This window comes from Aeromonas sp. QDB20 (assembly GCF_027707805.1).
GTDB lineage: Bacteria > Pseudomonadota > Gammaproteobacteria > Enterobacterales > Aeromonadaceae > Aeromonas > Aeromonas dhakensis.
This window is the reverse complement of record NZ_JAPCJC010000005.1, coordinates 190,022-211,472: the sequence shown is the minus strand read 5'-3', so window position 1 is coordinate 211,472 and position 21,451 is coordinate 190,022. Positions and strand designations below refer to the sequence as shown.

At 62.3% G+C, this 21,451-nt stretch carries 21 protein-coding genes; 8 read left to right on the top strand and 13 right to left on the bottom strand.

Going from position 1 to position 21,451, the window contains the following annotated elements:
* Positions 1-7 precede the first annotated feature (7 nt).
* Positions 8-808: a glucosamine-6-phosphate deaminase gene (gene nagB / locus PG897_RS08380; RefSeq protein WP_005299147.1), complete on the bottom strand. Its 801-nt coding sequence runs from the start codon at positions 806-808 to the stop codon at positions 8-10.
* 273 nt (positions 809-1,081) lie between these two features.
* On the opposite strand from nagB, the gene nagE reads away from it, so the two are divergent.
* From nagE to glnS, 3 genes are all read left to right on the top strand, one after another.
* A complete protein-coding gene (gene nagE, locus PG897_RS08375; RefSeq protein ID WP_270828864.1) occupies positions 1,082-2,536 on the top strand; it encodes an N-acetylglucosamine-specific PTS transporter subunit IIBC in 1,455 nt (484 codons plus the stop codon).
* 122 nt (positions 2,537-2,658) lie between these two features.
* Positions 2,659-5,322 (top strand): beta-N-acetylhexosaminidase, encoded by a 2,664-nt coding sequence (locus tag PG897_RS08370; RefSeq protein ID WP_024942844.1) that lies wholly within the window; start codon positions 2,659-2,661, stop codon positions 5,320-5,322.
* A gap of 345 nt (positions 5,323-5,667) precedes the next feature.
* Positions 5,668-7,329: a glutamine--tRNA ligase gene (glnS, locus tag PG897_RS08365; protein ID WP_017781826.1), complete on the top strand. Its 1,662-nt coding sequence runs from the start codon at positions 5,668-5,670 to the stop codon at positions 7,327-7,329.
* Positions 7,330-7,427: 98 nt separating this feature from the next.
* On the opposite strand, the gene fur is transcribed toward glnS, so the two are convergent.
* On the bottom strand, positions 7,428-7,856 hold the full coding sequence (gene fur, locus PG897_RS08360; protein ID WP_005299160.1) for a ferric iron uptake transcriptional regulator: 429 nt from the start codon (positions 7,854-7,856) through the stop codon (positions 7,428-7,430).
* A 241-nt stretch (positions 7,857-8,097) separates the two neighbouring features.
* Here fur and PG897_RS08355 point away from each other — a divergent pair, with 241 nt between their 5' ends.
* Positions 8,098-8,580, top strand: a complete 483-nt coding sequence (locus PG897_RS08355) for a DUF4442 domain-containing protein (protein WP_024942843.1) — start codon at positions 8,098-8,100, stop codon at positions 8,578-8,580.
* Between the two features lie 59 nt (positions 8,581-8,639).
* Here the strand turns inward: PG897_RS08355 and fldA are convergent, their stop codons facing one another.
* Genes fldA through PG897_RS08335 form a run of 4 tightly spaced genes read right to left on the bottom strand, consistent with a single transcriptional unit; the run spans position 8,640 to position 10,562 of the window.
* Complete coding sequence (fldA, locus tag PG897_RS08350; RefSeq protein ID WP_005299167.1) at positions 8,640-9,164, bottom strand: flavodoxin FldA; 525 nt, start codon at positions 9,162-9,164, stop codon at positions 8,640-8,642.
* 39 nt (positions 9,165-9,203) lie between these two features.
* The gene (gene ybfE / locus PG897_RS08345) at positions 9,204-9,500 is read right to left on the bottom strand and encodes a LexA regulated protein (protein WP_005299169.1); all 297 of its coding nucleotides are present in this window, start codon (positions 9,498-9,500) and stop codon (positions 9,204-9,206) included.
* A 20-nt stretch (positions 9,501-9,520) separates the two neighbouring features.
* Entirely contained in the window at positions 9,521-9,742 is a 222-nt protein-coding gene (locus PG897_RS08340; RefSeq protein ID WP_005299172.1) for a DUF2788 domain-containing protein, read from the bottom strand.
* A 55-nt stretch (positions 9,743-9,797) separates the two neighbouring features.
* A complete protein-coding gene (locus PG897_RS08335) occupies positions 9,798-10,562 on the bottom strand; it encodes an alpha/beta fold hydrolase (RefSeq protein ID WP_201880959.1) in 765 nt (254 codons plus the stop codon).
* A 292-nt stretch (positions 10,563-10,854) separates the two neighbouring features.
* On the opposite strand from PG897_RS08335, the gene seqA reads away from it, so the two are divergent.
* Complete coding sequence (seqA, locus tag PG897_RS08330) at positions 10,855-11,364, top strand: replication initiation negative regulator SeqA (protein WP_005299178.1); 510 nt, start codon at positions 10,855-10,857, stop codon at positions 11,362-11,364.
* 57 nt (positions 11,365-11,421) lie between these two features.
* The gene (gene pgm / locus PG897_RS08325) at positions 11,422-13,071 is read left to right on the top strand and encodes a phosphoglucomutase (alpha-D-glucose-1,6-bisphosphate-dependent) (RefSeq protein WP_024942841.1); all 1,650 of its coding nucleotides are present in this window, start codon (positions 11,422-11,424) and stop codon (positions 13,069-13,071) included.
* Between the two features lie 84 nt (positions 13,072-13,155).
* On the opposite strand, the gene PG897_RS08320 is transcribed toward pgm, so the two are convergent.
* A complete protein-coding gene (locus tag PG897_RS08320) occupies positions 13,156-14,037 on the bottom strand; it encodes a DMT family transporter (RefSeq protein WP_024942840.1) in 882 nt (293 codons plus the stop codon).
* A 96-nt stretch (positions 14,038-14,133) separates the two neighbouring features.
* Here PG897_RS08320 and PG897_RS08315 point away from each other — a divergent pair, with 96 nt between their 5' ends.
* A complete protein-coding gene (locus PG897_RS08315) occupies positions 14,134-14,616 on the top strand; it encodes a MarR family winged helix-turn-helix transcriptional regulator (protein ID WP_024942839.1) in 483 nt (160 codons plus the stop codon).
* A 24-nt stretch (positions 14,617-14,640) separates the two neighbouring features.
* Here the strand turns inward: PG897_RS08315 and PG897_RS08310 are convergent, their stop codons facing one another.
* Positions 14,641-15,231, bottom strand: coding sequence for a TetR/AcrR family transcriptional regulator (locus PG897_RS08310; RefSeq protein WP_024942838.1), 591 nt, complete (start codon positions 15,229-15,231; stop codon positions 14,641-14,643).
* Positions 15,232-15,343: 112 nt separating this feature from the next.
* Between PG897_RS08310 and PG897_RS08305 the strand changes: the two genes are divergently transcribed.
* Positions 15,344-16,009: a peroxiredoxin-like family protein gene (locus tag PG897_RS08305; protein WP_024942837.1), complete on the top strand. Its 666-nt coding sequence runs from the start codon at positions 15,344-15,346 to the stop codon at positions 16,007-16,009.
* 77 nt (positions 16,010-16,086) lie between these two features.
* Here the strand turns inward: PG897_RS08305 and mltB are convergent, their stop codons facing one another.
* From mltB to PG897_RS08280, 5 genes are all read right to left on the bottom strand, one after another.
* On the bottom strand, positions 16,087-17,190 hold the full coding sequence (mltB, locus tag PG897_RS08300) for a lytic murein transglycosylase B (protein WP_010634473.1): 1,104 nt from the start codon (positions 17,188-17,190) through the stop codon (positions 16,087-16,089).
* Positions 17,191-17,285: 95 nt separating this feature from the next.
* Complete coding sequence (locus tag PG897_RS08295) at positions 17,286-17,888, bottom strand: CDP-alcohol phosphatidyltransferase family protein (protein WP_024942836.1); 603 nt, start codon at positions 17,886-17,888, stop codon at positions 17,286-17,288.
* A gap of 14 nt (positions 17,889-17,902) precedes the next feature.
* A complete protein-coding gene (locus tag PG897_RS08290) occupies positions 17,903-18,541 on the bottom strand; it encodes an ATP-binding cassette domain-containing protein (protein ID WP_024942835.1) in 639 nt (212 codons plus the stop codon).
* Between the two features lie 29 nt (positions 18,542-18,570).
* Positions 18,571-20,241, bottom strand: coding sequence for an ABC transporter permease (locus PG897_RS08285; RefSeq protein ID WP_024942834.1), 1,671 nt, complete (start codon positions 20,239-20,241; stop codon positions 18,571-18,573).
* On the bottom strand, positions 20,241-21,437 hold the full coding sequence (locus PG897_RS08280) for an ABC transporter substrate-binding protein (protein WP_024942833.1): 1,197 nt from the start codon (positions 21,435-21,437) through the stop codon (positions 20,241-20,243). The genes PG897_RS08285 and PG897_RS08280 overlap by 1 nt, the downstream gene beginning before the upstream one ends.
* Between the last annotated feature and the right edge of the window lie 14 nt (positions 21,438-21,451).

The following is a 21,451-nucleotide window of genomic DNA, read 5'->3' as shown; positions in this document are numbered from 1 at the left end:
TGACTCCTTACAGACGGCCGATGTTGGCGGCTTCGAGCTGCTGGAAGTAGCGTACCGTCTTGACCTTGAGCTCCATGGTGGAGGGCTCGTCACACACCATCATTCCCTTCGGATGCAGTTGCAGGGTGGAGATGGTCCACATGTGGTTGACGCTGCCTTCCACCGCGGCCTGCAGGGCCTGCGCCTTGCCGTGACCGGTCACCAGGATCATGATCTCCTCGGCATCCATCAAGGTGCCGACGCCCACGGTCAGCGCCAGCTTGGGCACCTGCTCCATGTCGCCGCCAAAGAAGCGGGAGTTGGCGATGCGGGTGTCTTCGGTCAGGGTCTTGACCCGGGTGCGGGAGGCCAGGGAAGAGGCCGGCTCGTTGAATGCGATGTGGCCGTCGTTGCCGACGCCACCCATGAACAGGTGGATCTTGCCGTAGGACTTGATTTTCTCTTCGTAACGCTTGCACTCGGCCACCAGATCCGGCGCGTTGCCGTTGAGGATGTTGATGTTCTCGGGGCGAATGTCGATGTGGCTGAAGAAGTTGTTGTGCATGAAGCTGTGGTAGCTCTCGGGGTGGTCTTCCGGCAGGCCGACGTACTCGTCCATGTTGAAGGTGACCACGTTCTGGAAGCTCACCTCACCGGCTTTATGCAGCTCAATCAGGCGCTTGTAGGTGTTGAGCGGAGTGCCGCCAGTGGGCAGGCCCAGTACGAAGGGGCGATCGGCAGTGGGTTTGAACGCATTGATACGGTCAACGATGTAACGGGCGGACCACAGCCCCACTTGGCTGGCAGATTTCAACGGGATCAGGCGCATTGTAGATACCTCTGTACGGGTTGCGGCCGGGATGTCGGCGGCAAGAAGAGCGGGACGGATTTAAGTTGTTTTATAGCGTAAATAAAGATTGCGAACTAAGCCACATCTATCCGCCACCTTTATCTCGTTTGGGTGATAATGATCACGATTACAGGTTTATTAATTTGCGCAGCGAAATAAAAGCCCTAGACTGCCAATCAAGCCTTGATGGCTTATGCGTCAAACGTGATAAGCACTTAATTTCTAGAAAAACATTAACTAAGGAGAGGAACCGTGAACATTCTCGGTTATTTGCAAAAGATCGGCCGGGCCCTGATGGTGCCGGTAGCGGTATTGCCTGCCGCCGCGATCCTGATGGGGGTTGGCTACTGGATTGACCCGAATGGTTGGGGTGGTGACAGCGCGCTGGCCGCCTTCCTGATCAAGGCGGGTGCGGCCATCATCGACAAGATGGCCATCCTGTTTGCCGTGGGTGTTGCCTATGGCATGTCCAAAGACAAAGACGGTTCCGCCGCGCTGGCCGGTCTGGTCGGTTTCCTGGTGGTGACCACCTTGCTGAGCCCGGGCGCGGTATCCCAAATCCAGCAGATCCCGCTGGACCAGGTGCCTGCTGCGTTTGGCAAGATTGAGAACCAGTTCATCGGTATCTTGACCGGTGTGATCGCGGCCGAGCTCTACAACCGCTTCAGTGGTGTGGAACTGCACAAGGCGCTGGCCTTCTTCTCCGGTCGTCGTCTGGTGCCGATCGTGACCTCCGTGGTGATGATCGTGGTCTCCTTCGTCCTGATGGCCGTCTGGCCGGTCATTTACGGTGGTCTGGTGAGCTTTGGTGAATCCATCGTCAACCTGGGCTCCACCGGCGCCGGTATCTACGCCTTCTTCAACCGTCTGCTGATCCCGATTGGTCTGCACCACGCCCTGAACTCCGTGTTCTGGTTCGACGTGGCCGGCATCAACGACATCCCGAACTTCCTGGGCGGTCAATCCTCCATTGACGCCGGCAAGGCGGTCGTGGGTGTGACCGGCATGTATCAGGCCGGCTTCTTCCCCATCATGATGTTCGGTCTGCCGGGCGCCGCACTGGCCATCTACCATTCCGCCAAGAAAGAGAACAAGGACAAGGTTGCGTCCATCATGATCGCCGCCGCCTTTGCCTCCTTCTTCACCGGGGTGACCGAGCCGCTCGAGTTCTCCTTCATGTTCGTGGCGCCGGTACTGTACGTCATCCACGCGTTCCTGACCGGTATCTCCGTGTTCATCGCCGCCTCCATGCACTGGATTTCTGGCTTCGGCTTCAGTGCTGGTTTTGTCGACATGTTTATCCAGTCACGTAACCCGCTGGCGACCCACTGGTACATGCTGATCCAGCAGGGTCTGGTGTTCTTCGGTCTCTACTACGTGGTCTTCCGCGCAGTGATCGCCAAGTTCAACCTGAAAACCCCGGGTCGTGAAGATGACGAAGCGGTACCGGCACAGGCTCAAACCACCGACCGCACCGAGCTGGCCAAGCAATACCTGGAAGTGCTGGGCGGCCAGGAGAACCTGGTGACCATCGATGCCTGCATCACCCGTCTGCGTCTGACCCTGAAAGATCGCAGCATCGTTGACGAGCGCAAGCTCAAAGCCCTGGGCGCGGCCGGTGTGGTCAAGCTCGGTGAGCAGAACCTGCAGGTGATTCTGGGCCCATTGGCCGAAATCATCGCCGGTGAGATGAAGGCCCTGCGTTAATCGGGCGCCAAGCTCGCCTCAAGTCTAAGTCCATTGTTGACATAACTAAGGGCCCCGCCTCGGGGCCCCATATAAAAAAAGCCAAGAAAATCCAACCTTTACTTCAAATGAGAGCAGCAGTTATGAACTTGAAACATTCTCTGTTAGCCATTGCCATGTCTACCGTTTTCGCCGGTCCGGCACTTGCAGCCGATGCCGCCAAGCAAGCCGTGGTCGACGCCCTCGCCAGCAACCTCGTCGTCAAGTACGAAGTCGTCACCAACGACGGTGCCGGCGCCGGCCTCGACTGTCAGGCGCTGGGCTCCGAGTGGGCGAGCTGCGGCGTTGCCAAGCTGCACCTGACCAACACCGGTGCTGACGTCACCTCCAAAGACTGGAACATCTATGTCTCCTCCATCCGTCGCATCCAGCGGGTAGACAACGACCAGTTCACTATCACCCATCTGACCGGCGACCTCTATCGTTTGACGCCGACCGAGAAGTTCCAGGGCTTTGCCAAGGATGCCACGGTCGAAGTGCCGCTGGTGGTGGAGTACTGGGTACTGTTCGAATCTGACATCATGCCGAACTGGTATGTCGCCAGCGAAGGGGCCGAGCCGAAAGTGCTGGCCAGCATGAGCAACATCGACGATGCCACCACCTACGAGAAGCCGATGCCGGCCGATGGCTGGAAGCGGACCAAGGATGACAACAACATCCTGATGAACAGCGAAACCCGTTTCGCCGCCAACCAGACCAGCACCTTGCTGCCGGCTGGCAAGGTCGACAACCAGATCCTGCCGACCCCGATGAAGCAGGTGGTCAAGGCCGGCCCGCAGGTCGACTTCTCCACCATCAAGCTCAATGCCCTCGACCTGCCGAGCGATCGCGCCGAAGCCCTGAAGGCTCAACTGACCAAGCTGGGTGTTACCCTCTCCGACACCGGCTACCCAGTGACCATCAAGCTCGGCAGCAAGCTCAAGCAGGCTGAAGGCTACGACATGACCATCGGCAAGAAGGGTACCGTCATTCAGGGGCACGACATCGAAGGCGCCTTCTGGGGTGCCCAGTCCCTGATCTCCCTCTTGGGAGTCAACGACAAGCTGGTCAGCCAGATGACCGTCGAGGATGCCCCGCGCTTTGAATACCGCGGCATGCAGACCGACGTGGCCCGTCACTTCAGAAGCCCCGAGACCCTGAAGAAGCTGGTGGATCAGATGTCCGCCATGAAGCTCAACGTGCTGCACCTGGGGCTGACCAACGATGAAGGCTGGCGTCTGGAGATCCCGGGCCTGCCGGAGCTGACCGACGTCGGCAGCCAGCGTTGCCATGACGAGTCCGAAACCAAGTGCCTGATGCCGCAGCTGGGCTCCGGCCCGACCAGCGACAACCAGGGTTCCGGTTTCTACAGCAAGGCCGACTACATCGACCTGGTGCGCTATGCCAAGGCCCGCGGCGTGACCGTGATCCCCGAGATCAACATGCCGGCCCACGCCCGTGCCGCCGTGGTCTCCATGGAGGCGCGTTACAAGCGTCTAATGGCTGAAGGTAAAGAGGCCGAGGCCAACCAGTTCCGTCTGACCGACCCGGCCGATACCTCCAACGTCACCTCGGTGCAGTTCTACGATAAGATGTCTTTCATCAACCCCTGCCAGCCGGGCGCCGCCACCTTTGTGGCCAAGGTGATGGACGAAGTGGCCCAGATGCACCAGGCCGCCGGTCAACCGCTGACCGCCTGGCACTACGGTGGTGACGAGGCGAAGAACATCATGCAGGGCGGTGGTTACCAGGACCCGGCCGTCACCAAGAAAGAAGATCTGGTGGCCTGGAAGGGCAACGTCGACTCCAGCAAGCAGGACAAGCCGTTCGGCAAGTCCCCCATGTGCCAGAAGATGGTGGATGAGGGCAAGATCAAGGACGTGGCCGAGCTGCCGGTCTACTTCGCCAAGGAAGTGAGCGAGATGGTCAAGGGCCACGGCTTCTCCACCCTGCAGGCGTGGGAAGATGGTCTCAAGTACGCCACTGACGCCAGCGTGTTCGCCACCGACAAGACCCGGGTCAACTTCTGGGAAACCCTCTACTGGGGTGGCTTCAACGAAGCGATGAAGTGGGCGCACAAGGGCTATGACGTGGTGCTCTCCAACCCGGATTACCTCTACTTCGACTTCCCGAACGAGGTACACCCGGCCGAGCGCGGCTACTACTGGGCCACCCGCTTCAACGACACCCGCAAGGTGTTCGCCTTCGCCCCGGAAAACCTGCCGCAGAACGCCGAGACCTCGGTTGACCGCGACGGCAACGCCTTCGTGGCCAAGGGTGACCAGGATCCGGTCAAGTTCAAGGGGATCTCCGGTCAGCAGTGGAGTGAAACCGTGCGTACCGACGCGCAATACGAGTACATGGTCTACCCGCGCATCTTCTCCATGGCCGAGCGCGCCTGGCACAAGGGTGGCTTCGAGCTGGACTACGTGAAGAACCGCGAGTTCTCCGGCACCACCAAGTTCGTCAACAAGGCCACCCTGAACAAGGAGTGGAACCAGTTTGCCAACGTGCTGGGTCAGCGCGTGCTGCCGAAACTGGATCAGGCCGGGGTGGAATACCGCCTCTCCGTACCGGGCGCCAAGGTGGTGAACGGCGTGCTGGAAGCGAACGTTGATCTGCCGGGTCTGCCCATCCAGTACAGCCTGGATGGCAAGAGCTGGAGCGCCTACGACGCTGCCGCCAAGCCGAGCGTCAACGGCAAGGTCTACCTGCGTACCACCAGCTTCGACGGCAAGCGCACCAGCCGCGTCACCGAGCTGAACTGATAGCCCTCAGTCCATAACGCAAGGTGGGTCGCAAGACCCGCCTTTCCCAAGGGCGATGGCCATCGGGCTTGGGAAAGGTTGACTGTGCGTGTGAGCCTTTGTTGTGTGTGTATTGTCTGTTTTTGTTTTTCATCACCTTGAACCCCGCCTCGTGCGGGGTCTTTTTTTCGCCAGTCAGTCAAACCGGCCACCAGTGCGGGGCGTTTTGCGGCGCCAGTACCCCGAAACGGGCAAATTCAGGTTGAGACAGGGCGCGTAATGAGGGATCATATCCGGCTTGACGGCGGGGGGTTGAGGGTGCCAGCCGGCACAACTTCCGCCAGTGACGCATTTTTGAGGTGAGCCATGAGTCAGGCGAACAGCCCAACTAACTTTATTCGTCAGATCATTGATGAAGATCTGGCCAGCGGTAAGCACTCCAGTGTGCATACCCGTTTTCCGCCCGAGCCGAACGGTTATCTCCATATCGGTCACGCCAAGTCCATCTGCCTGAACTTCGGCATCGCCCGCGACTACCAGGGCCAGTGCAACCTGCGCTTCGACGACACCAACCCGGTGAAGGAAGATATCGAGTACGTTGAGTCCATCAAGCAGGACGTGCAGTGGCTCGGCTTCCAGTGGAACGGCGAGATCTGCTACTCCTCCGACTATTTCGACAAGCTGCACGGCTATGCCATCGAGCTCATCGAGAAGGGGCTGGCCTACGTGGACGAGCTCTCTGCCGAGCAGATGCGTGAATACCGCGGTACTCTGACCGCGCCGGGCAAGAACAGCCCGTTCCGCGATCGCAGCGTGGAAGAAAACCTGGCCCTGTTCGAGAAGATGAAGAACGGCGAGTTTGCCGAAGGCACCGCCTGCCTGCGCGCCAAGATCGACATGGCTTCCCCTTTCATGGTGATGCGTGACCCCGTCATCTATCGCATCAAGTTTGCCCACCACCACCAGACCGGTGACAAGTGGTGCATCTACCCCATGTATGACTTCACTCACTGCATCTCGGACGCCCTGGAAGGGATTACCCACTCCATCTGTACGCTGGAGTTCCAGGACAACCGTCGCCTGTACGACTGGGTGCTGGACAACATCACCATCGATTGCCACCCGCGCCAGTACGAGTTCTCTCGTCTGAACCTCGAGTACACCGTCATGTCCAAGCGCAAGCTGAACCTGCTGGTGACCGAGAAGCACGTGGACGGTTGGGACGATCCGCGTATGCTGACCGTCTCCGGCCTGCGCCGCCGCGGCTACACCCCGGCCTCCATCCGCGAGTTCTGCAAGCGCATCGGCGTCACCAAGCAGGACAACATCGTCGAGATGAGCATGCTGGAAGCCTGCATCCGCGAAGATCTCAACGAGAATGCCCCGCGTGCCATGGCCGTGCTGCATCCGGTGAAGGTGGTCATCGAGAACCTGGCCGCCGATGAGGTGCTGACTGCACCGGCGCACCCGAGCAATGCCGAGATGGGTACCCGCACGCTTCCCTTCACCCGCGAGATCCTCATCGATGAAGCGGACTTCAAAGAAGAAGCCAACAAGCAGTTCAAGCGACTGGTGCTGGGCAAGGAAGTGCGCCTGCGCAATGCCTATGTCATCAAGGCCGAGCGGGTCGAGAAGGATGCGGACGGCAAGGTCACCTGCATCTATTGCTCTTACGATCCCGAGACCCTGGGCAAGGACCCGGCCGATGGCCGCAAGGTGAAAGGGGTGATCCACTGGGTCAGCGCCACTCACTCCCTGCCGGCCGAAGTGCGCCTCTACGACCGCCTGTTCAAGGTGCCGAACCCGGGTGCCGAAGAGGACTTCGAAGCGGCCCTGAACCCGGAATCCCTGGTGATCATCGAGGGTGCCCGCGTGGAAGCTTCCCTCAAGGATGCCAAGCCGGAGCAGGCTTACCAGTTCGAGCGTGAAGGGTATTTCTGCGCCGACAACAAGCTCTCCAGCCCGGAACACCTGGTGTTCAACCGCACCGTGGCCCTGCGCGACGTGTGGGGCAAGGCCGAGGCCTGATGAAGGAGGGCAGGGGAGACCCTGCCCTTTCTTGTCCGGAATATGGGCACAAAAAAGCCAGCATCATGCTGGCTTTTTTATTGCGCGGGTTCTGCCAATCAATCGTCGTGCTTGCAGTCGCCGGCGGCGCAGTGGCCATAGAGATAGAGGCTGTGATTGGTCAGACGGATGTTGTGCTTCTTGGCGATCTCGGTCTGGCGCTGCTCGATCACCTCGTCGGAGAACTCGATCACCTTGCCGCAGTCGAGGCAGACCAGGTGGTCGTGGTGTTCCTGGGTGGCCAGCTCGAACACCGACTTGCCCCCTTCGAAGTGGTGACGGGTGACGATACCGGCATCATCAAACTGGTTGAGAACGCGGTAGACGGTAGCGAGACCAATCTCTTCACCCTGGTCGATCAGTCGTTTGTACAGATCTTCCGCACTGGTGTGCTGGCAGTCCGGCTGTTGCAGGATTTCCAGGATCTTGACGCGGGGCAAGGTGATCTTGAGCCCGGCCTTTTTTAACGCTTGGTTGTTGTCTGCCATTTCTATTTATTCGCATTCTCGAAGGTGTGGTTATTCTGATTGACTGCCGCTGTAATGGCAACCACGAACTCGCTTGGCCTGTCATTATAGGTCGTAGCTCACCTAAAAATAAACCCAGTAATTCAAGGGCTTTAGCGCGATCGACCGCCTATCCACGAATTGTGCGGATTGTGACGGCGGCTTGCTCACCCGCCGAATGTTGATAAAATGTAACCTTCTTCACTCTGGTCGGATGAGATCCATGGATTGGCTTTTTGACAACGCGGCCTGGGTGCGCTGCGCCCTCAACGCCTGGCCCCCCTTCTGGGGCGCGGGCATCAAGATAGAGACATTGAGCGATGATTTTCGCTTCTGCCGGGTCACCCTCAAGTCCCGCTGGTGGAACAAGAACGCCAACCGCACCCAGTTTGGCGGCAGCATGTTTGCGATGACCGATCCCATCTATCCGCTGATGCTGATGGGTTATTTCAAGAACCGCTATTACGTCTGGGACAAGGCGGGCAGCATCAACTACATCAAGCCGGGCAAGGGCAAGCTGGTGGCCGAATTCAACCTGACCGACGGCAAGCTGGCCGCCATAGTCGCGGCGACCGAAGGGGGAGACAAGCACTTTCCCGAGTTCGAGGTGACGGTACAGGATGGCCAGGGCGAGCTGGTGGCCCAGGTCAAGCGCACCCTCTATGTGCGGGCCAAGCCCGAGCACAGGGGCGGCGAGAGCGCATGACCAGAAAACAACAAGGGCCCCGCGGGGCCCTTGTTGTCAGAGGTGCTGGCAAGCGTGGATCACTCCAGCTCGGCCAGGCACATCTCTTCATGCAGCTGTTTGCACCAGCCCTTGACGCGCTCGGCAGTCATCTCGGGTTGGCGATCTTCGTCGATGCCCAGACCCACGAAGTGCTTGTCGTCCACCAGCGCCTTGGAGGCTTCGAACTCGTAACCGGCGGTCGGCCAGTGGCCGATGACGATGGCGCCTTTGGCTTCGACGATGTCACGCAGGGTGCCCATGGCGTCGAGGAAGTACTCGGCATAATCTTCCTGATCGCCGCATCCGAAGATGGCGACCAGCTTGTTGGTGAAGTCGATCTCTTCCAGCTCGGGGAAGAAGTCGTCCCAGTCGGCCTGGGCTTCGCCATAGTACCAAGTCGGGATACCGAACATCAGCAGATCGAAGCTGTCGATGTCGGCCTTGCTGCTCTTGGCAATGTCACGGACTTCAATCAGTTGTTTGCCCAGTTCTTTCTGGATCATCTTGGCGACAGCTTCGGTATTACCGGTATCGCTGCCGAAAAACAGACCTACACTAGCCATAGTGTTTAGTTACCCGTATCTGGTGTTAATGCTTAACGGTCAGATTGCGATGCCTGCTGCATGTGCAGACTCAATCTGTTGCTTCAGGATAGATTGGATCAGCTCGGCTCGGCTGACGTTCTGTTGTAACGCAAGTTGATTCAGGCGCTCCAGCAATTCGGCCTCCACCTTTAACTCTACCCGCTTCAGGCCGTTCTCTCGATCGCGCTTGAGCTGGTTGCGCTTGTTGATCTTGAGCTGGGTCTCGCGGGGGAGTGGGTTGGTCTTTGGCCTGCCGGGGCGCTTCTCGTTTGCGAACAGATCCAGTGTTGTTCGATCAGTTTGCTGTTTGGCCATACATCACAGATGGAAATAAGTTAGCCGATGCCTGAGCCTTCCCAGCCCAGTTCGATCAGCCCCTTGGCGACAAAACCTGCACAACCCAGGAAGAGTACCAACCAGACGATGAATCGGCCGAAACGGGGCACATTGCCGCGTTTGAGCACGTCCTGAATGGCCAGGCCAATCAATACGAAAATGGCCACAAAGAATAACTTCAGGCCCAGACTCTCGATCAGGTCGATATGTTCACTTAGCATGGATTGCGCACACTCCTTATGACGGGCGCACTATATCACAAAGGATTTGAAACTGTTAACCGCCTGTCGACAGGAAATCCACAACCAGTTTGTTGAACAAAACCGGCTTTTCCGCGTGCAGCCAGTGACCGGTGCCGGCGATGACCCGGGCCTTGGCAGCGGGAAATTGGGCCATAACCGTCTCGGTATGCGCGGGCAGCATGTAGTCGGAATCGCCCCCCTTGATGAAGAGCGCAGGCCCCTCGAAACGGCTCTGTGGATCGGGCCAGCCCATGATGTTGGCGTAGTTGCGCTCAAGGGCCGGCACGTTGAAACGCCAGCCCCAACCCGACTCCCCCTTGGCGAAGGACTTGAGCAGGAACTGGCGCACGCCGGCGATCTCGACATGCTCGGCCAGGATGGCTTCCGCCTCGCCGCGGCTTTGCGGAGCCTGTTCGAGCGTGGCATTGAGGCCGGCAAACACGTTCTGGTGGCGGGCGTGAGGGTAGGCGACCGGCGCTATGTCGGCCACTACCAGCCTGGCGACGCGGGTCGGCGCCTGCTTGGCAACCTGCATGGCCACCTTGCCCCCCATGGAGTGGCCCACGAGCGCCACCTGTTCAAGCCCCAGCTGATCGAACAGGGCGAGCAGGTCGGCGGCCTGGGTCGGGTAGCTCATCTCGTCGGAGTGAAAGGAGGCGCCGTGGTTGCGCAGATCGACGCTGATGACCCGGTATTGTTCGCTCAGCGGGCGTGCCAGCAGGCCCAGGTTGTCCAGGCTGCCGAACAGCCCGTGGATCAGCACGACGGGTTGGCCCTGGCCCTGCTCCTTGAAGTTCAATAATGGGTTTTGTTGCAAAATGACACCTTGTCGGTCGTGAGTACGTTGCTCGCCATGATTTAACGCACTGGAAAGAAAAGGATTTCACTCATCACGGAGCAAAAAAATGTGGTTTTTTTCCTAAAAAAAGCCAGCCAGATCGGCTATCAGTGCGACGGATCACACACTTGGGCCGCTATTATGCCGTATTCTCGATGAGATTCATGCACATCTGTCCGCCCCTTGCTTGGGCTGCCGGGTTTGCCTATGTATAATCGCCGCATCCGAATTTCGACGAGTCCAGCGCATCCCTATGAAAACCATCGAGCTTGATGACGATCTCTACTTCTATATCGCCAGCCAGACCCGGCACATCGGTGAGAGTGCCTCCGATATCCTGCGCCGCCTGCTGGAACAGCCCGCCCGCCAGGCCTCGCCGGTCGCAGCAGAGGTGACGGCGGCTCCGTCGCCCACCGTGGCCGACGCCATGGGGCTGGAAACGCTGCTCGATTCCGGCGAGCTGCAAAAAGAAGAGAAGTCCATCAACCGCTTCATGCAGGTGCTCAGTACCCTCTACCGGGATGATCCGGTCGGGTTTACCCAGGCCACCGAAATCAAGGGGCGCAAGCGCGTCTATTTCTCGCGGGATCCCGATGCCCTGCGCGCCAGCGGCAGCACCACCAAGCCCAAGCAGGTGCCACAAACCCCGTTCTGGGTGATCACCAACACCAACACCAGTCGCAAACAGAACATGGTGGCCCAGCTGATGGCCAGCATGGGATATGGCGACGAGGTGATCGCCCGGGTGTGCGGCGCAATCTAACGGTTCATCAGACTCAGGCCTTGCCGGGCAAGGCCGCCATCAAGCAAGGACAACGCCATGGCACAGCATTCCCACGCCGGTCAGCCGGCCCGTTTGAGCGACCTGACCAACATTCCCCGTCTGGTCAGCGCCTACTACCTCAACAAGCCGGACATGAGCCGCCCCGAGCAGCGGGTTGCCTTCGGCACCTCCGGCCACCGCGGCAGCGCTCTGCACAATGCCTTCACCGAATCCCACATCCTGGCGGTGACCCAGGCGCTGGTGGAGTATCGCCAGCAGGCCGGCATCACGGGCCCGCTGTTTGTCGGCATGGATACCCACGCTCTCTCTGAATCTGCCTTTGCCAGCGCAGTCGAAGTGTTGGCCGCCAACGGCGTCGAAACCCGCATTCAGGCCGGCCTCGGCTTTACCCCGACCCCGGTCATCTCTCACGCCATCCTGCGCCACAATGCTGGCAAGCCCGCCGCCCGTGCCGACGGCGTGGTGATCACCCCGTCCCACAACCCGCCGGAAGACGGTGGCTTCAAATACAACCCGCCCCACGGCGGCCCCGCGGAAGGGGAGATCACCAAGTGGGTGGAGGATCGCGCCAACGCCATTCTGGAAGCGGGTCTGGCCGGGGTGAAACGGATGCCGTTCGCCGAGGCCCTCAAGAGCCCGTTCGTGGTGGAGCACGACTATGTCACCCCCTATGTGGATGATCTGAAGAACGTGCTGGACATGGAGGCCATCAAGCAGGCTGGCATCAAGATCGGTGTCGATCCGCTGGGCGGCTCCGGCGTCGCCTACTGGGACGTCATCGCCAAAACCTATGGTCTGAACATTGAGGTGGTGAACTACAAGGTCGACCCGACCTTCTCCTTCATGACCCTGGATAAAGACGGCAAGATCCGGATGGACTGCTCCAGCCCGTTCGCCATGGCCAGCCTGATCGCCCTCAAGGACAAGTTCGACATCGCCCTTGGCAACGACCCCGACTACGACCGCCACGGCATCGTTACCAAGTCCGGCCTGATGAACCCGAACCACTATCTGGCGGTGGCGATCCAGTATCTGTTTACCCATCGCACCGGCTGGTCTGCCGATGCGGCCGTCGGCAAGACGCTGGTCTCCTCGTCCATGATCGACCGGGTGGCCGGCGAGATTGGCCGCACCCTCAAAGAGGTGCCGGTCGGCTTCAAGTGGTTCGTGGATGGCCTCTACAGCGGCGAGTTCGGTTTTGGTGGCGAGGAGAGCGCGGGCGCCTCTTTCCTGCGCAAAGACGGCACCGTCTGGACCACTGACAAGGATGGCTTCATCCTGGCGCTGCTGGCAGCGGAAATTCTGGCGGTGACCGGCAAGGATCCGCAGGCTCACTACGATGCGCTGGAAGCCAAGTTCGGTCGCTCCAGCTATCGCCGTATCGACGCCCCGGCCAACAGCGCCCAGAAGGCGGTGCTCTCCAAGCTGGATCCGGCGTTGGTGGAAGCCTCCACCCTGGCCGGCGAGCCCATCGTCGCCAAGCTGACCAAGGCGCCGGGCAACGATGCCGCCATCGGCGGCCTCAAGGTGGTGACCGAGAACGGCTGGTTCGCGGCGCGCCCCTCCGGTACCGAGTCCATCTACAAGATCTACATGGAGAGCTTCAAGGGCGAGGCGCACCTGGACCTCATCCAGCAGGAAGCCCAGCAGATCGTCTCCGCCGCACTGGCCAAGGCCGGGGTCTGAGTTCGACTCATCCCCCTGCGGAATGTGAAAGAGGAGCCTTGATGGCTCCTCTTTTTTATTGCGCTTGAGCTGGATGGGTCGTGCTCACGGCTTGCCGCACTGGTCGGTGCACGCCCGGCGGGCCTGCCAGCGCTTGAAGAAGGGGCGGGCAGGCAGCTTCATCAGGAACAGGGATAGCAGGATCACCCCGATGCCGAGCCATTGGCGAGCATCCAGCGTCTCGCCCACCATCAGCACGCCGCAGGAGACCGCCACCATGGGGTTGGTGAGGGCCAGCATGCCCATCACCTCCGGGCCGTGGCGCTTGAGCCCCCACAGCCAGGCCCAGTAGGCCAGCGCCGTATTGAGCAGGATCAGCCAGAGCAGACCAGGGGCGCTTGCCGGCTGTGGCAGCGGCATGGGGCCGGCCAGCCACCAGGCGAGCGGGATCAGCATCAGGCCGCCCAGCAGCAGTTGCCAGGCGGTCAGTGCCAGCAGATCGCTGACCGGCCAGTGGCGCATCCAGCGGCTGGACTGGCCGATGAGCAGGGTGGCCAGCAGGGCGCAGGTCACGCCGACAGGATCCAGATTGGCGGAAGGGTTGAGCAGCAGCAAGACCCCGCCCAGTCCCATCAGGCCCAGCAACAGCCATTTCAGGGATGGCCTGACGCCATCCTGCAACCAGGCCAGCAACATCAGGATCAGCGGCAGAGTGGCACCCAAGGTGCCCGCCACGGCCCCGGGCAGTCGGAAGGCGGCCACGAACAGCAGGGCGAAGAAGGCGGCGATGTTGCAAAACGCCAGCAGGCTCTGCTTGCCCCAGGACAGGGGGGGCAGGCGCGGGTGCACCAGCAACAGGAGCAGGCCGGCTGGCAACGCCCGCCATACCGCCACCCAGTAGGGGGAGTAGTCGGTCAGGTAGAGGCTGACGACGGCATAGGTGCTGCCCCAGAGCAGGGGGGCCAGCAGGGCGATCAGCATGGGCATGTATTTGTCTCTTTATGAAGTATCTTTAAGTAAAGATAAATTAGCCTCTAATTGGTTTACCATCAAGTATCTCGATAAAAAGATAAGTGGCCGAAGATGGAATCAGATCATGTAGACCTGCTGCTGGCCCAGTGGGCCCGGCAGCGACCGGATCTCGACTGCTCTCCCATGGGCGTGCTGGGACGGGTGGCGCGAATGGCGGCGATCGCCGGACGGGAAGTGAGCGAGGAGCTCAAGGAGTGCGGCCTGCTCGGCAGCGACTTCGACATTCTGGCGACCTTGCGCCGGGCCGGCGAACCGCTCACCCCGACCGTGCTCTATCAATCCGCCATGTTGAGCTCGGGGGCCATGACCGCCCGCCTCGACAAACTGGCAGAGCGGGGCTTGATCGAACGCCAAGCCGCCCCGAGCGATCGGCGCAGCTTGCTGGTCTGTCTGACCGAGGCGGGTCGAGAATTGGTTGACCGGGCGGTGGAGCGACACGTGGCCAATGAGCGGCGCCTGCTGGCGCCATTGAGCCTGGCCGAGCAGGAGCAGCTGGCCGCCCTGCTCAAGCGCTGGCTGCTGGAAAACGAGTGACCCCCAGAGCCTGGTGAGCGGTCGTCACGCGTCCGCAGACAAGATGGCCTGCATCTGGGCCAGCACGGCGTTCACCTTGGCGGCGGGCGGATGGGTGCGGCCCAGCACGCGCAATCCCCACACCATGGTCATCAGCAAGGCGGCGGTGGCGTCGACGTCGCGCCCGGCGGCCAGCTCCCCTGCCGCCTGCGCCTGGCGCAGGGCTGCACTGACCCGCAGCTCGACCTCGGCGAGGTGGCTGCTGACGGTCTCCTGAATGAGCGGGTGGTGGCGGCCGATCTCCAGCAAGGTGTTGACCAGCAGGCAGCCACGGTGCGCCTCGCTGGCGATGGCATCCCGGGCCACTGCATCGAGCAGGGCCTGCACGCCCGCCAGGGGGGAGGCAGCTGAACCCAGGATCTGCTCGATCTGCGCCAGGCTCTGCGCCGAATAACGCTGCAGCACCTCCATGAACAACCCCTCCTTTGAGCTGAAGGCGCCGTACAGGCTGCTGGGCTTGAGTCCCATCCGTTCGACCAGCGCGGCAATGCCGGTGTTGCTGAAGCCGGTATCCCAGAAGGCGTTGAGGGCGATTTCCAGTACCTGTTCTCTGTCAAATGATGCGGGTCTTGCCATCTCGATTCCTGCCTTGTGAAACGTTATTTTGGAGTGATCGCTAAAAAACAACTTGACCATGGAGCTTGGTCCGCCTGATATTGTAGCGACCACTACAAAAAGGATGGTCATGATGCACACACTCGAGCAAAAAATCAAAGCGTACGATGAGCAGAAGCAGCGCCAGGTACCGGCCCCGGTGCTGGCCCTGATGGAGGAGGCGACCCGCAGCCTGCAGGCAAGCGGGCTGGAGCAGGCTGCGCTGGGACGCGGAGAGCGGATGCCCGACTTCGCCCTGCCGGATCAGCACGGGGTGGTGCGCCCGCTCTCCCACTATCTGGCTGAGGGGCCTGTGCTGCTCAACGTCTATCGCGGTGGCTGGTGTCCCTACTGCAACATGGAGATGCAGGCGCTCAACGCCGTGTTGCCGGCGCTGCGCGAGCGCGGCGTGAACCTCATCGGCATGACGCCGGAAACCCCCAGTTCGGCGCAGGATACCCTCACCGCCAACGGGCTGGCGATCACAGTGCTGAGCGATGAGGGCAACCGGGTCTCGGCAGCGCTGGGACTGGTGTTCGAGCTGCCGGAGGCGCTCAGGCCCATCTATGCCGGCTTTGGCATCGACATCCCGGCGAGCAACGGCGACGAGAGCTTTACTCTGCCGGTGCCGGCCAGCTACATCATCGGCCAGGACCGCACCGTGCTCTACCACTTCATCAACGCCGATTACACCCGTCGGGTGGAGCCGGCCGCCCTGCTTGCCGAGCTGGATCGTCTGGCGAAGGCGGGGGCGCTGTAAACGCACACTGCGCCCGAAGGCGCAGTGTGGATGATTGGCGAGGCGGCCCCGAGGGCCGCCTTTTTTATCCGGCCGGATCAGTAGCCGCCGCGGGCATCCTTGACCGCCAGCCCCAGCTGCCACACCGCCATGGCGTAGTGGGTGCTGTGGTTGTAGCGGGTGATGGTGTAGAAGTTGGGCAAGCCGTACCAGTACTGATAGCCGGTGCCCACGTCCAGGCGCAGCAGGCTCGCCTCGCTGTGGTTGCCAAGGGTGCTGGTGGGAGTCAGCCCGGCGCGGCGCAGGGAGGCGACCGGGTAGCGGGTCTGGAAGCCGTGTTCGTAGCCGGGCAGCTGGCCCTGACCGCGCACCGCCACCGGTTGTCCCTTCTCCCAGCCGTGGGCTTTGAAGTAGTTGGCCACGCTGCCGATGGCATCCACCGGATCCCACAGGTTGGTGTGGCCGTTGCCGTTGAAGTCTACCGCGTAGCGCTGGAAGCTGGAGGGCATGAACTGGCCGTAGCCCATGGCGCCGGCGTAGGAGCCCTTGGGTTCGGTGGGATCCATCCCCTCGTCGCGGGTCATCACCAGGAAGGATTCCAGCTCGCTGGTGAAGAACTCGGCCCGGCGCGGGTAGTCGAACGCCAGGGTCGCCAGCGCATCCAGGATGCGGGTCTTGCCCATCACCCGGCCCCAGCGGGTCTCCACGCCTATGATGCCGACGATGATCTCCGGCGGCACCCCATAGATCTGCTGGGCGCGGTTTAGCTCGTTCTCGTACTCACGCCAGAAGCTGACGCCGTTCTGTACGTTGTCCGGAGTGATGAACTTGGCACGGTAGCGATTCCAGGCGCCGGTCGGGCCGGTGGGCGGCGTGGTGGTGGGGGCCTGGGCATCCATCAGGCGGATGATCCAGTCATAGCGCTCGGCCTGGGCCAGCACCCGGTGCAGCTCGGCGCCGTCGAAGCCGTGCTTTTGCACCATCCGCTGCACGAAGTTGTTCACATTGGCGCGATTGGCGAAGTCCCCTTTGCTGACTCCCGGCTGGCTCACCTGCCCGTAGAAGGGTTTGCTCGGCGGCGTCTGGTTGATGAAGGCGCTGTTGGGCTGGGGCTTGACCACGGGCTTGGCAGCCGGCGTGCTGCTGCAGCCATAGAGCATGGGAAACAGGGAGAGGGTGAGCACGGAGACAAGGCGACGCATAAGGTTCTCATGAGCCTGAAAAAGAGTGTCGCCATGGTAAAACATTGTCGTCCATGCGCAAGTGTTCCGTAGCGGCCCCCTCCCGCCGTCCTGCCTCAACGCAGGGTGTGGTAGCCGCTCCAGAGCCGGGTCAGGGTGGTGATGGCGCAGAGCAGGGCAAAGCCGTAGGCGAGCGGGGCGAAGGCGGCGGGCCACAGGCACATCAGCACGAACAGGGTTATGGTCTCGCTCCCCTCGGTGAGGCCGCCCAGATAGTAGAGGGACTTGTGGTGGTAGACCGGATTGTCGATGCCCCGCTTGCCCGCCATGATGGCAAATGCCAGAAAGCTCGAGCCGGTGCCCATGAAGGCAAACAGCAGGGTGGCGGCGGGCAGCGCATTGGCGGGGACGGCGAGGGCAAAGCCCAGCACCACGGCGGCGTAGAAGATGAAGTCGAGCGTGATGTCGAGAAAACCGCCGCAGTCGGTGATGCCGGTCTCCCGCGCCACGGCGCCGTCGAGCCCGTCCAGCAGCCGGTTGAGCAGGATGGCCGCCAGCGCCCACTGATAGCAGCCAAAGGCCAGCAGCGGCAGCGCCAGCATGCCGATGGCAAAGCCGGTGAGGCTGACCTGGTTGGCGCTGATCCCGGCGCGACAGAGCGGTCTGGCGAGCCGGGTGAGGGGGCTGCGGATAACGGGGATCAGGTGGCGGTCAAACAAGGTGAACTCCTCGGTCAAAAACGGGATTCGGTGAGCTGGATTATGGTGCCCGGCGCGTCATCTTCGTCGTGGGTCACCAGAATGGCGGGGATGGCCAGCGCCTTGATCTGCGTGAACACCAGCGCGCGAAAGGCGGCCCGCAGCGGCTTGTCGAGGCGGGAGAAGGGCTCGTCCAACAACAATGCCTCGGGCTCGGCCAAGAGCGCCCGCAGCAGGCTGACGCGGGCCTTCTGGCCGCCGGAGAGCGCCCCCGGCAGCTTGTCCGCCTGATCTGTGAGATCCACCTGCGCCAGCGCGGCCACCGCCTTTTCCCGCCGCACTCCGTGCCCCTTCACGCTGGCCGGCATGCCGAACATCAGGTTCTCCGCCACCGTCAGATGGTCGAACAGCAGATCATCCTGAAACAGCATGCCGATGCGTCGCGCCTGGGGCGGCAGCTGGGTGAGCCGGCGCGCGCCCAGGGTCACGTCCCCCTCCAACCGGAATGGGCCGCTTACGGGCAATACCCCCGCCAGCGCCGCCAACAGCGAGCTCTTGCCACAGCCGCTGGATCCCATCAGGGTCAACACCTCGCCCGGTGCCACCTGCAGGGCGGGCAGCGAGAGCAGCAGGTTCTCCTCCAGATAGAGGCGAAGAGGCGTGGTGCTCAGCATATGGCTATCTCCATCATGAGAGTTCATTGTTAGCTGCCCCCCTTGAGCGCCGGATTGATCCGGGCCGGCAGCCAGAGCGCCAGCAGATAGATAACGAGCGGCAGCAGCAGTTGCAGCAGGCCGTAGAGGCCCGCCAGCCGCCGGTTGAGGCCGCTGCCGATGGCCACCGCCTCGGTGGTGATGGTGACCACCCGGCCTGCACCAAACAGCAGGGTCGGCAGGTATTGGGCCAGGCTCACCGCTGCTCCGACACCGAAGGCAAACAACAGCGGACGGGCCAGCAGCGGCCCTTTCACCTGCCACCAGGCTCGCCACGGGGTTGCCCCAAGCAGCAGGGCACTCTGGGTGCTCCGTGGGTCGAACTGGCGATAGGGGCCCTGCAGGCACAAGTAAACGTAGGGAAAGACAAACAGCAGCTGGCTCCAGAGCACCCAGCCCCAGCCGATGCCATCACCCCCCCACCCGAGGCTGAACCAGTCCACCCCGAGCCGAATGCCGAACAGCAGGCTGGCCTGCGGCAGCAGCAGCGGCAGGCAGATGAGCCAGAGCGGCCAGGGGCGGCGGCCCGCCTGCGCTTCCAGGCTCAGTACCGCCATCATCAGCGCTATCGCCCCGCTCGCCAATGCTAGCAGCATGCTGGTGGTCAGCAGCGGCGACAGGGTCGGCAGCAGTTCGAGCCAATGGCGGCCGCTCCACTGGCTCGGCCAGAGGGCGGGAAAGGGCCAGCGCCGGGTCAGCGACCAGAGCAGCAGCGCCCCCAGTACCGCCAGATTGAGGACGATCAGCGTCACCACGCTGCCGGTGGCAAGGGTGTGACCAAGAGCGCTTGGGGTTGATCGTCTGCCATCGAGCCAGCCGGGTTTGCCAAGGGTTCGATGGGCCAGTTCCAGCAGCCGCAGCAGGGCCAGCAGCAGCGCCGTGATGGCGAGCAGCAGCAGGGCGCCGCTGGCAGTGGCGCCGCGCCAGGCAAGGTCCGGGTCCTGATACCAGAGCCACAGGCGAACGGCCAGCGGGGCGGGGGCATCGGGCCCGAGCAACTGGGCCAGATCCACTACCGCCACCCCGTAGGCGGCCACCGCATAGAGGGGCAGACGCAAGGCAGGCCAGAGCGCCGGCAGCAGCAGGCGCCACCAGGTCTGGGGGGCGCTGAAGCCAAGGCTGGCCCCCAGCCACTGCTGACGCGCCACCTTGGCGGGGTCTTGTGCACCGAGCGCCATCAGCAGCAGAAAGGGGGTCTCCTTGAGGGTCAGGGCGAGGATGAGCCCGAGCCCGACGGGATCGCGCAGGGTCTGCCAATCGGGAGGCAGCTCGAACCCGGTGAGAGTCGGCGAGAGCAGGCGCAGCAGCCAGCCGGAGGGGGCGAGCAGAAAGGCAAAGCCGATGGCAAAGGCGACGTGGGGCAGCGCCAGCAAGGGCGAGAGCAGCCGGCGCAGCCAGCCGACGGCCCGGCTGTCGCTGTGGGCCAACAGCATTGCGGTCAGCAGCAGGCTGGCCAGGCTCGAGGCGGCGCCAATCCACAGGCTCAGCAGCGCAGAGTGCCAGATGCCCGGCTGGGCCAGCAGCCGCTGCAGGTGGGCCTGACTCAGCCCCTCGGCCAGCAGTTGCCAGCCCCCCGCCAGCAGCGGGAGGCCAAAAACCAGGGCGCACCCCGCCGTAAACAGGGGGCGCCAATCACTCAAAGAGCGGCCAAAGCGGCTCATCAGTGGCCGTAGCGCTCGGCCCAGGCCGCTTCGAGCCTGAGCTGCCAGCTGGGATGGGGCTCTGCCACCGATTTGAAACGCAGTGCCGGTGCCTGCTGCTGGGTGGCTGGCAGGGCATCGGCGCGCAGCACGCTGGGATCGCCCCAGAAGGCGGGCTCGGCCTTGCGCTCCTGGGCGGCGGGGCTCAGCAGGAAGTTGGCCACCACCTTGGCACCGGCACGGGCGTTGGCGTTGAAGGGGATGGCGAGGAAGTGGCTGTTGGTCAGCGCCCCTTTCGCCATGGCCACCGCCACCACGTTGGGGGGCAGGGTACCATTTTGCACCGCGCTCTGCGCCTCCTGCGGGTTGAAGCTGATGGCCATGGCGAGCTCGCCATCATCGAGCAGCTGGCGGGTCTCGGCGGCGCTGGTGGGGAACAGCTTGCCCTTGCGCCAGAGCGTCGGGTGCAGCTCGTCCAGCCAGGCCCAGAGCGGGGCGGTAACTTTGGCAAAATCGCTCTCGGTCGCCTCCCGATAGAGGGGGGCGGGATCCGGGGTCAGCTCCAGCAAGATCTGCTTGAGGAAGCTGGAGCCGTGAAACTGGGGCGGTTTGGGATAGGTGAAGCGGCCGGGGTGGGCCTTGCTCCAGGTGAGCAGGGCCGCCGCCGAGGTGGGCAGCGGGCTGACCTCTTCGCCGTTGACCATCAGGTTGAGCTGGCCTATGCCCCAGGGGGCTTCCAGCCCCTCCACCGGCACGGTGAAGTCCTCGCTCACCGGCAGGGTACCGTCGACCAGCGCCATGTTGGGCAGCTCCCGGGTAAAGGGGGCGCCGAGCAGCCCCTGCTCCTTGAGCGCCTTGAAGTTCTCGCCGTTGACCCAGAGCAGGTCGATGGGGCCGCCACTGCGCTTGCCGGCCTGCTTGCCGGCCTGCTTGTTGGCCAGCAGCTGGCTGACGCTCTGGGCGATGTCATCCACCTTCACCTGCACCAGCTTGACCTGGTATTCGCGCGCCAGCTCCTGGCCGGCCCACACCAGATAGGCGTTGATCTCCGGGCTGCCGCCCCAGGCGTTGAAGTAGACGGTCTGCCCTTTGGCCTCGTCGAGGGTCTGCTGCCACTGCGGGTTGTCACCAGCGTTGGCCTGGGTGAAGAGGAGGCTGCCTGCCAGCAGGGGCAGGGTGCGCAGCAGCTGTTTGAACGAGGGCAATGAGTGTCGCATCTGGGTTACCTGGT

What these genes read in the sequence shown, in the direction of transcription:
- nagB (WP_005299147.1), bottom strand. Translation starts at nt 808, where the DNA reads ATGCGCCTGATCCCGTTGAAATCTGCCAGCCAAGTGGGGCTGTGGTCC.
- PG897_RS08370 (WP_024942844.1), top strand. Translation starts at nt 2,659, where the DNA reads ATGAACTTGAAACATTCTCTGTTAGCCATTGCCATGTCTACCGTTTTC.
- glnS (WP_017781826.1), top strand. Translation starts at nt 5,668, where the DNA reads ATGAGTCAGGCGAACAGCCCAACTAACTTTATTCGTCAGATCATTGAT.
- fur (WP_005299160.1), bottom strand. Translation starts at nt 7,856, where the DNA reads ATGGCAGACAACAACCAAGCGTTAAAAAAGGCCGGGCTCAAGATCACC.
- PG897_RS08355 (WP_024942843.1), top strand. Translation starts at nt 8,098, where the DNA reads ATGGATTGGCTTTTTGACAACGCGGCCTGGGTGCGCTGCGCCCTCAAC.
- fldA (WP_005299167.1), bottom strand. Translation starts at nt 9,164, where the DNA reads ATGGCTAGTGTAGGTCTGTTTTTCGGCAGCGATACCGGTAATACCGAA.
- ybfE (WP_005299169.1), bottom strand. Translation starts at nt 9,500, where the DNA reads ATGGCCAAACAGCAAACTGATCGAACAACACTGGATCTGTTCGCAAAC.
- PG897_RS08340 (WP_005299172.1), bottom strand. Translation starts at nt 9,742, where the DNA reads ATGCTAAGTGAACATATCGACCTGATCGAGAGTCTGGGCCTGAAGTTA.
- seqA (WP_005299178.1), top strand. Translation starts at nt 10,855, where the DNA reads ATGAAAACCATCGAGCTTGATGACGATCTCTACTTCTATATCGCCAGC.
- pgm (WP_024942841.1), top strand. Translation starts at nt 11,422, where the DNA reads ATGGCACAGCATTCCCACGCCGGTCAGCCGGCCCGTTTGAGCGACCTG.
- PG897_RS08320 (WP_024942840.1), bottom strand. Translation starts at nt 14,037, where the DNA reads ATGCCCATGCTGATCGCCCTGCTGGCCCCCCTGCTCTGGGGCAGCACC.
- PG897_RS08315 (WP_024942839.1), top strand. Translation starts at nt 14,134, where the DNA reads ATGGAATCAGATCATGTAGACCTGCTGCTGGCCCAGTGGGCCCGGCAG.
- PG897_RS08310 (WP_024942838.1), bottom strand. Translation starts at nt 15,231, where the DNA reads ATGGCAAGACCCGCATCATTTGACAGAGAACAGGTACTGGAAATCGCC.
- PG897_RS08305 (WP_024942837.1), top strand. Translation starts at nt 15,344, where the DNA reads ATGCACACACTCGAGCAAAAAATCAAAGCGTACGATGAGCAGAAGCAG.
- mltB (WP_010634473.1), bottom strand. Translation starts at nt 17,190, where the DNA reads ATGCGTCGCCTTGTCTCCGTGCTCACCCTCTCCCTGTTTCCCATGCTC.
- PG897_RS08290 (WP_024942835.1), bottom strand. Translation starts at nt 18,541, where the DNA reads ATGCTGAGCACCACGCCTCTTCGCCTCTATCTGGAGGAGAACCTGCTG.
- PG897_RS08285 (WP_024942834.1), bottom strand. Translation starts at nt 20,241, where the DNA reads ATGAGCCGCTTTGGCCGCTCTTTGAGTGATTGGCGCCCCCTGTTTACG.
- PG897_RS08280 (WP_024942833.1), bottom strand. Translation starts at nt 21,437, where the DNA reads ATGCGACACTCATTGCCCTCGTTCAAACAGCTGCTGCGCACCCTGCCC.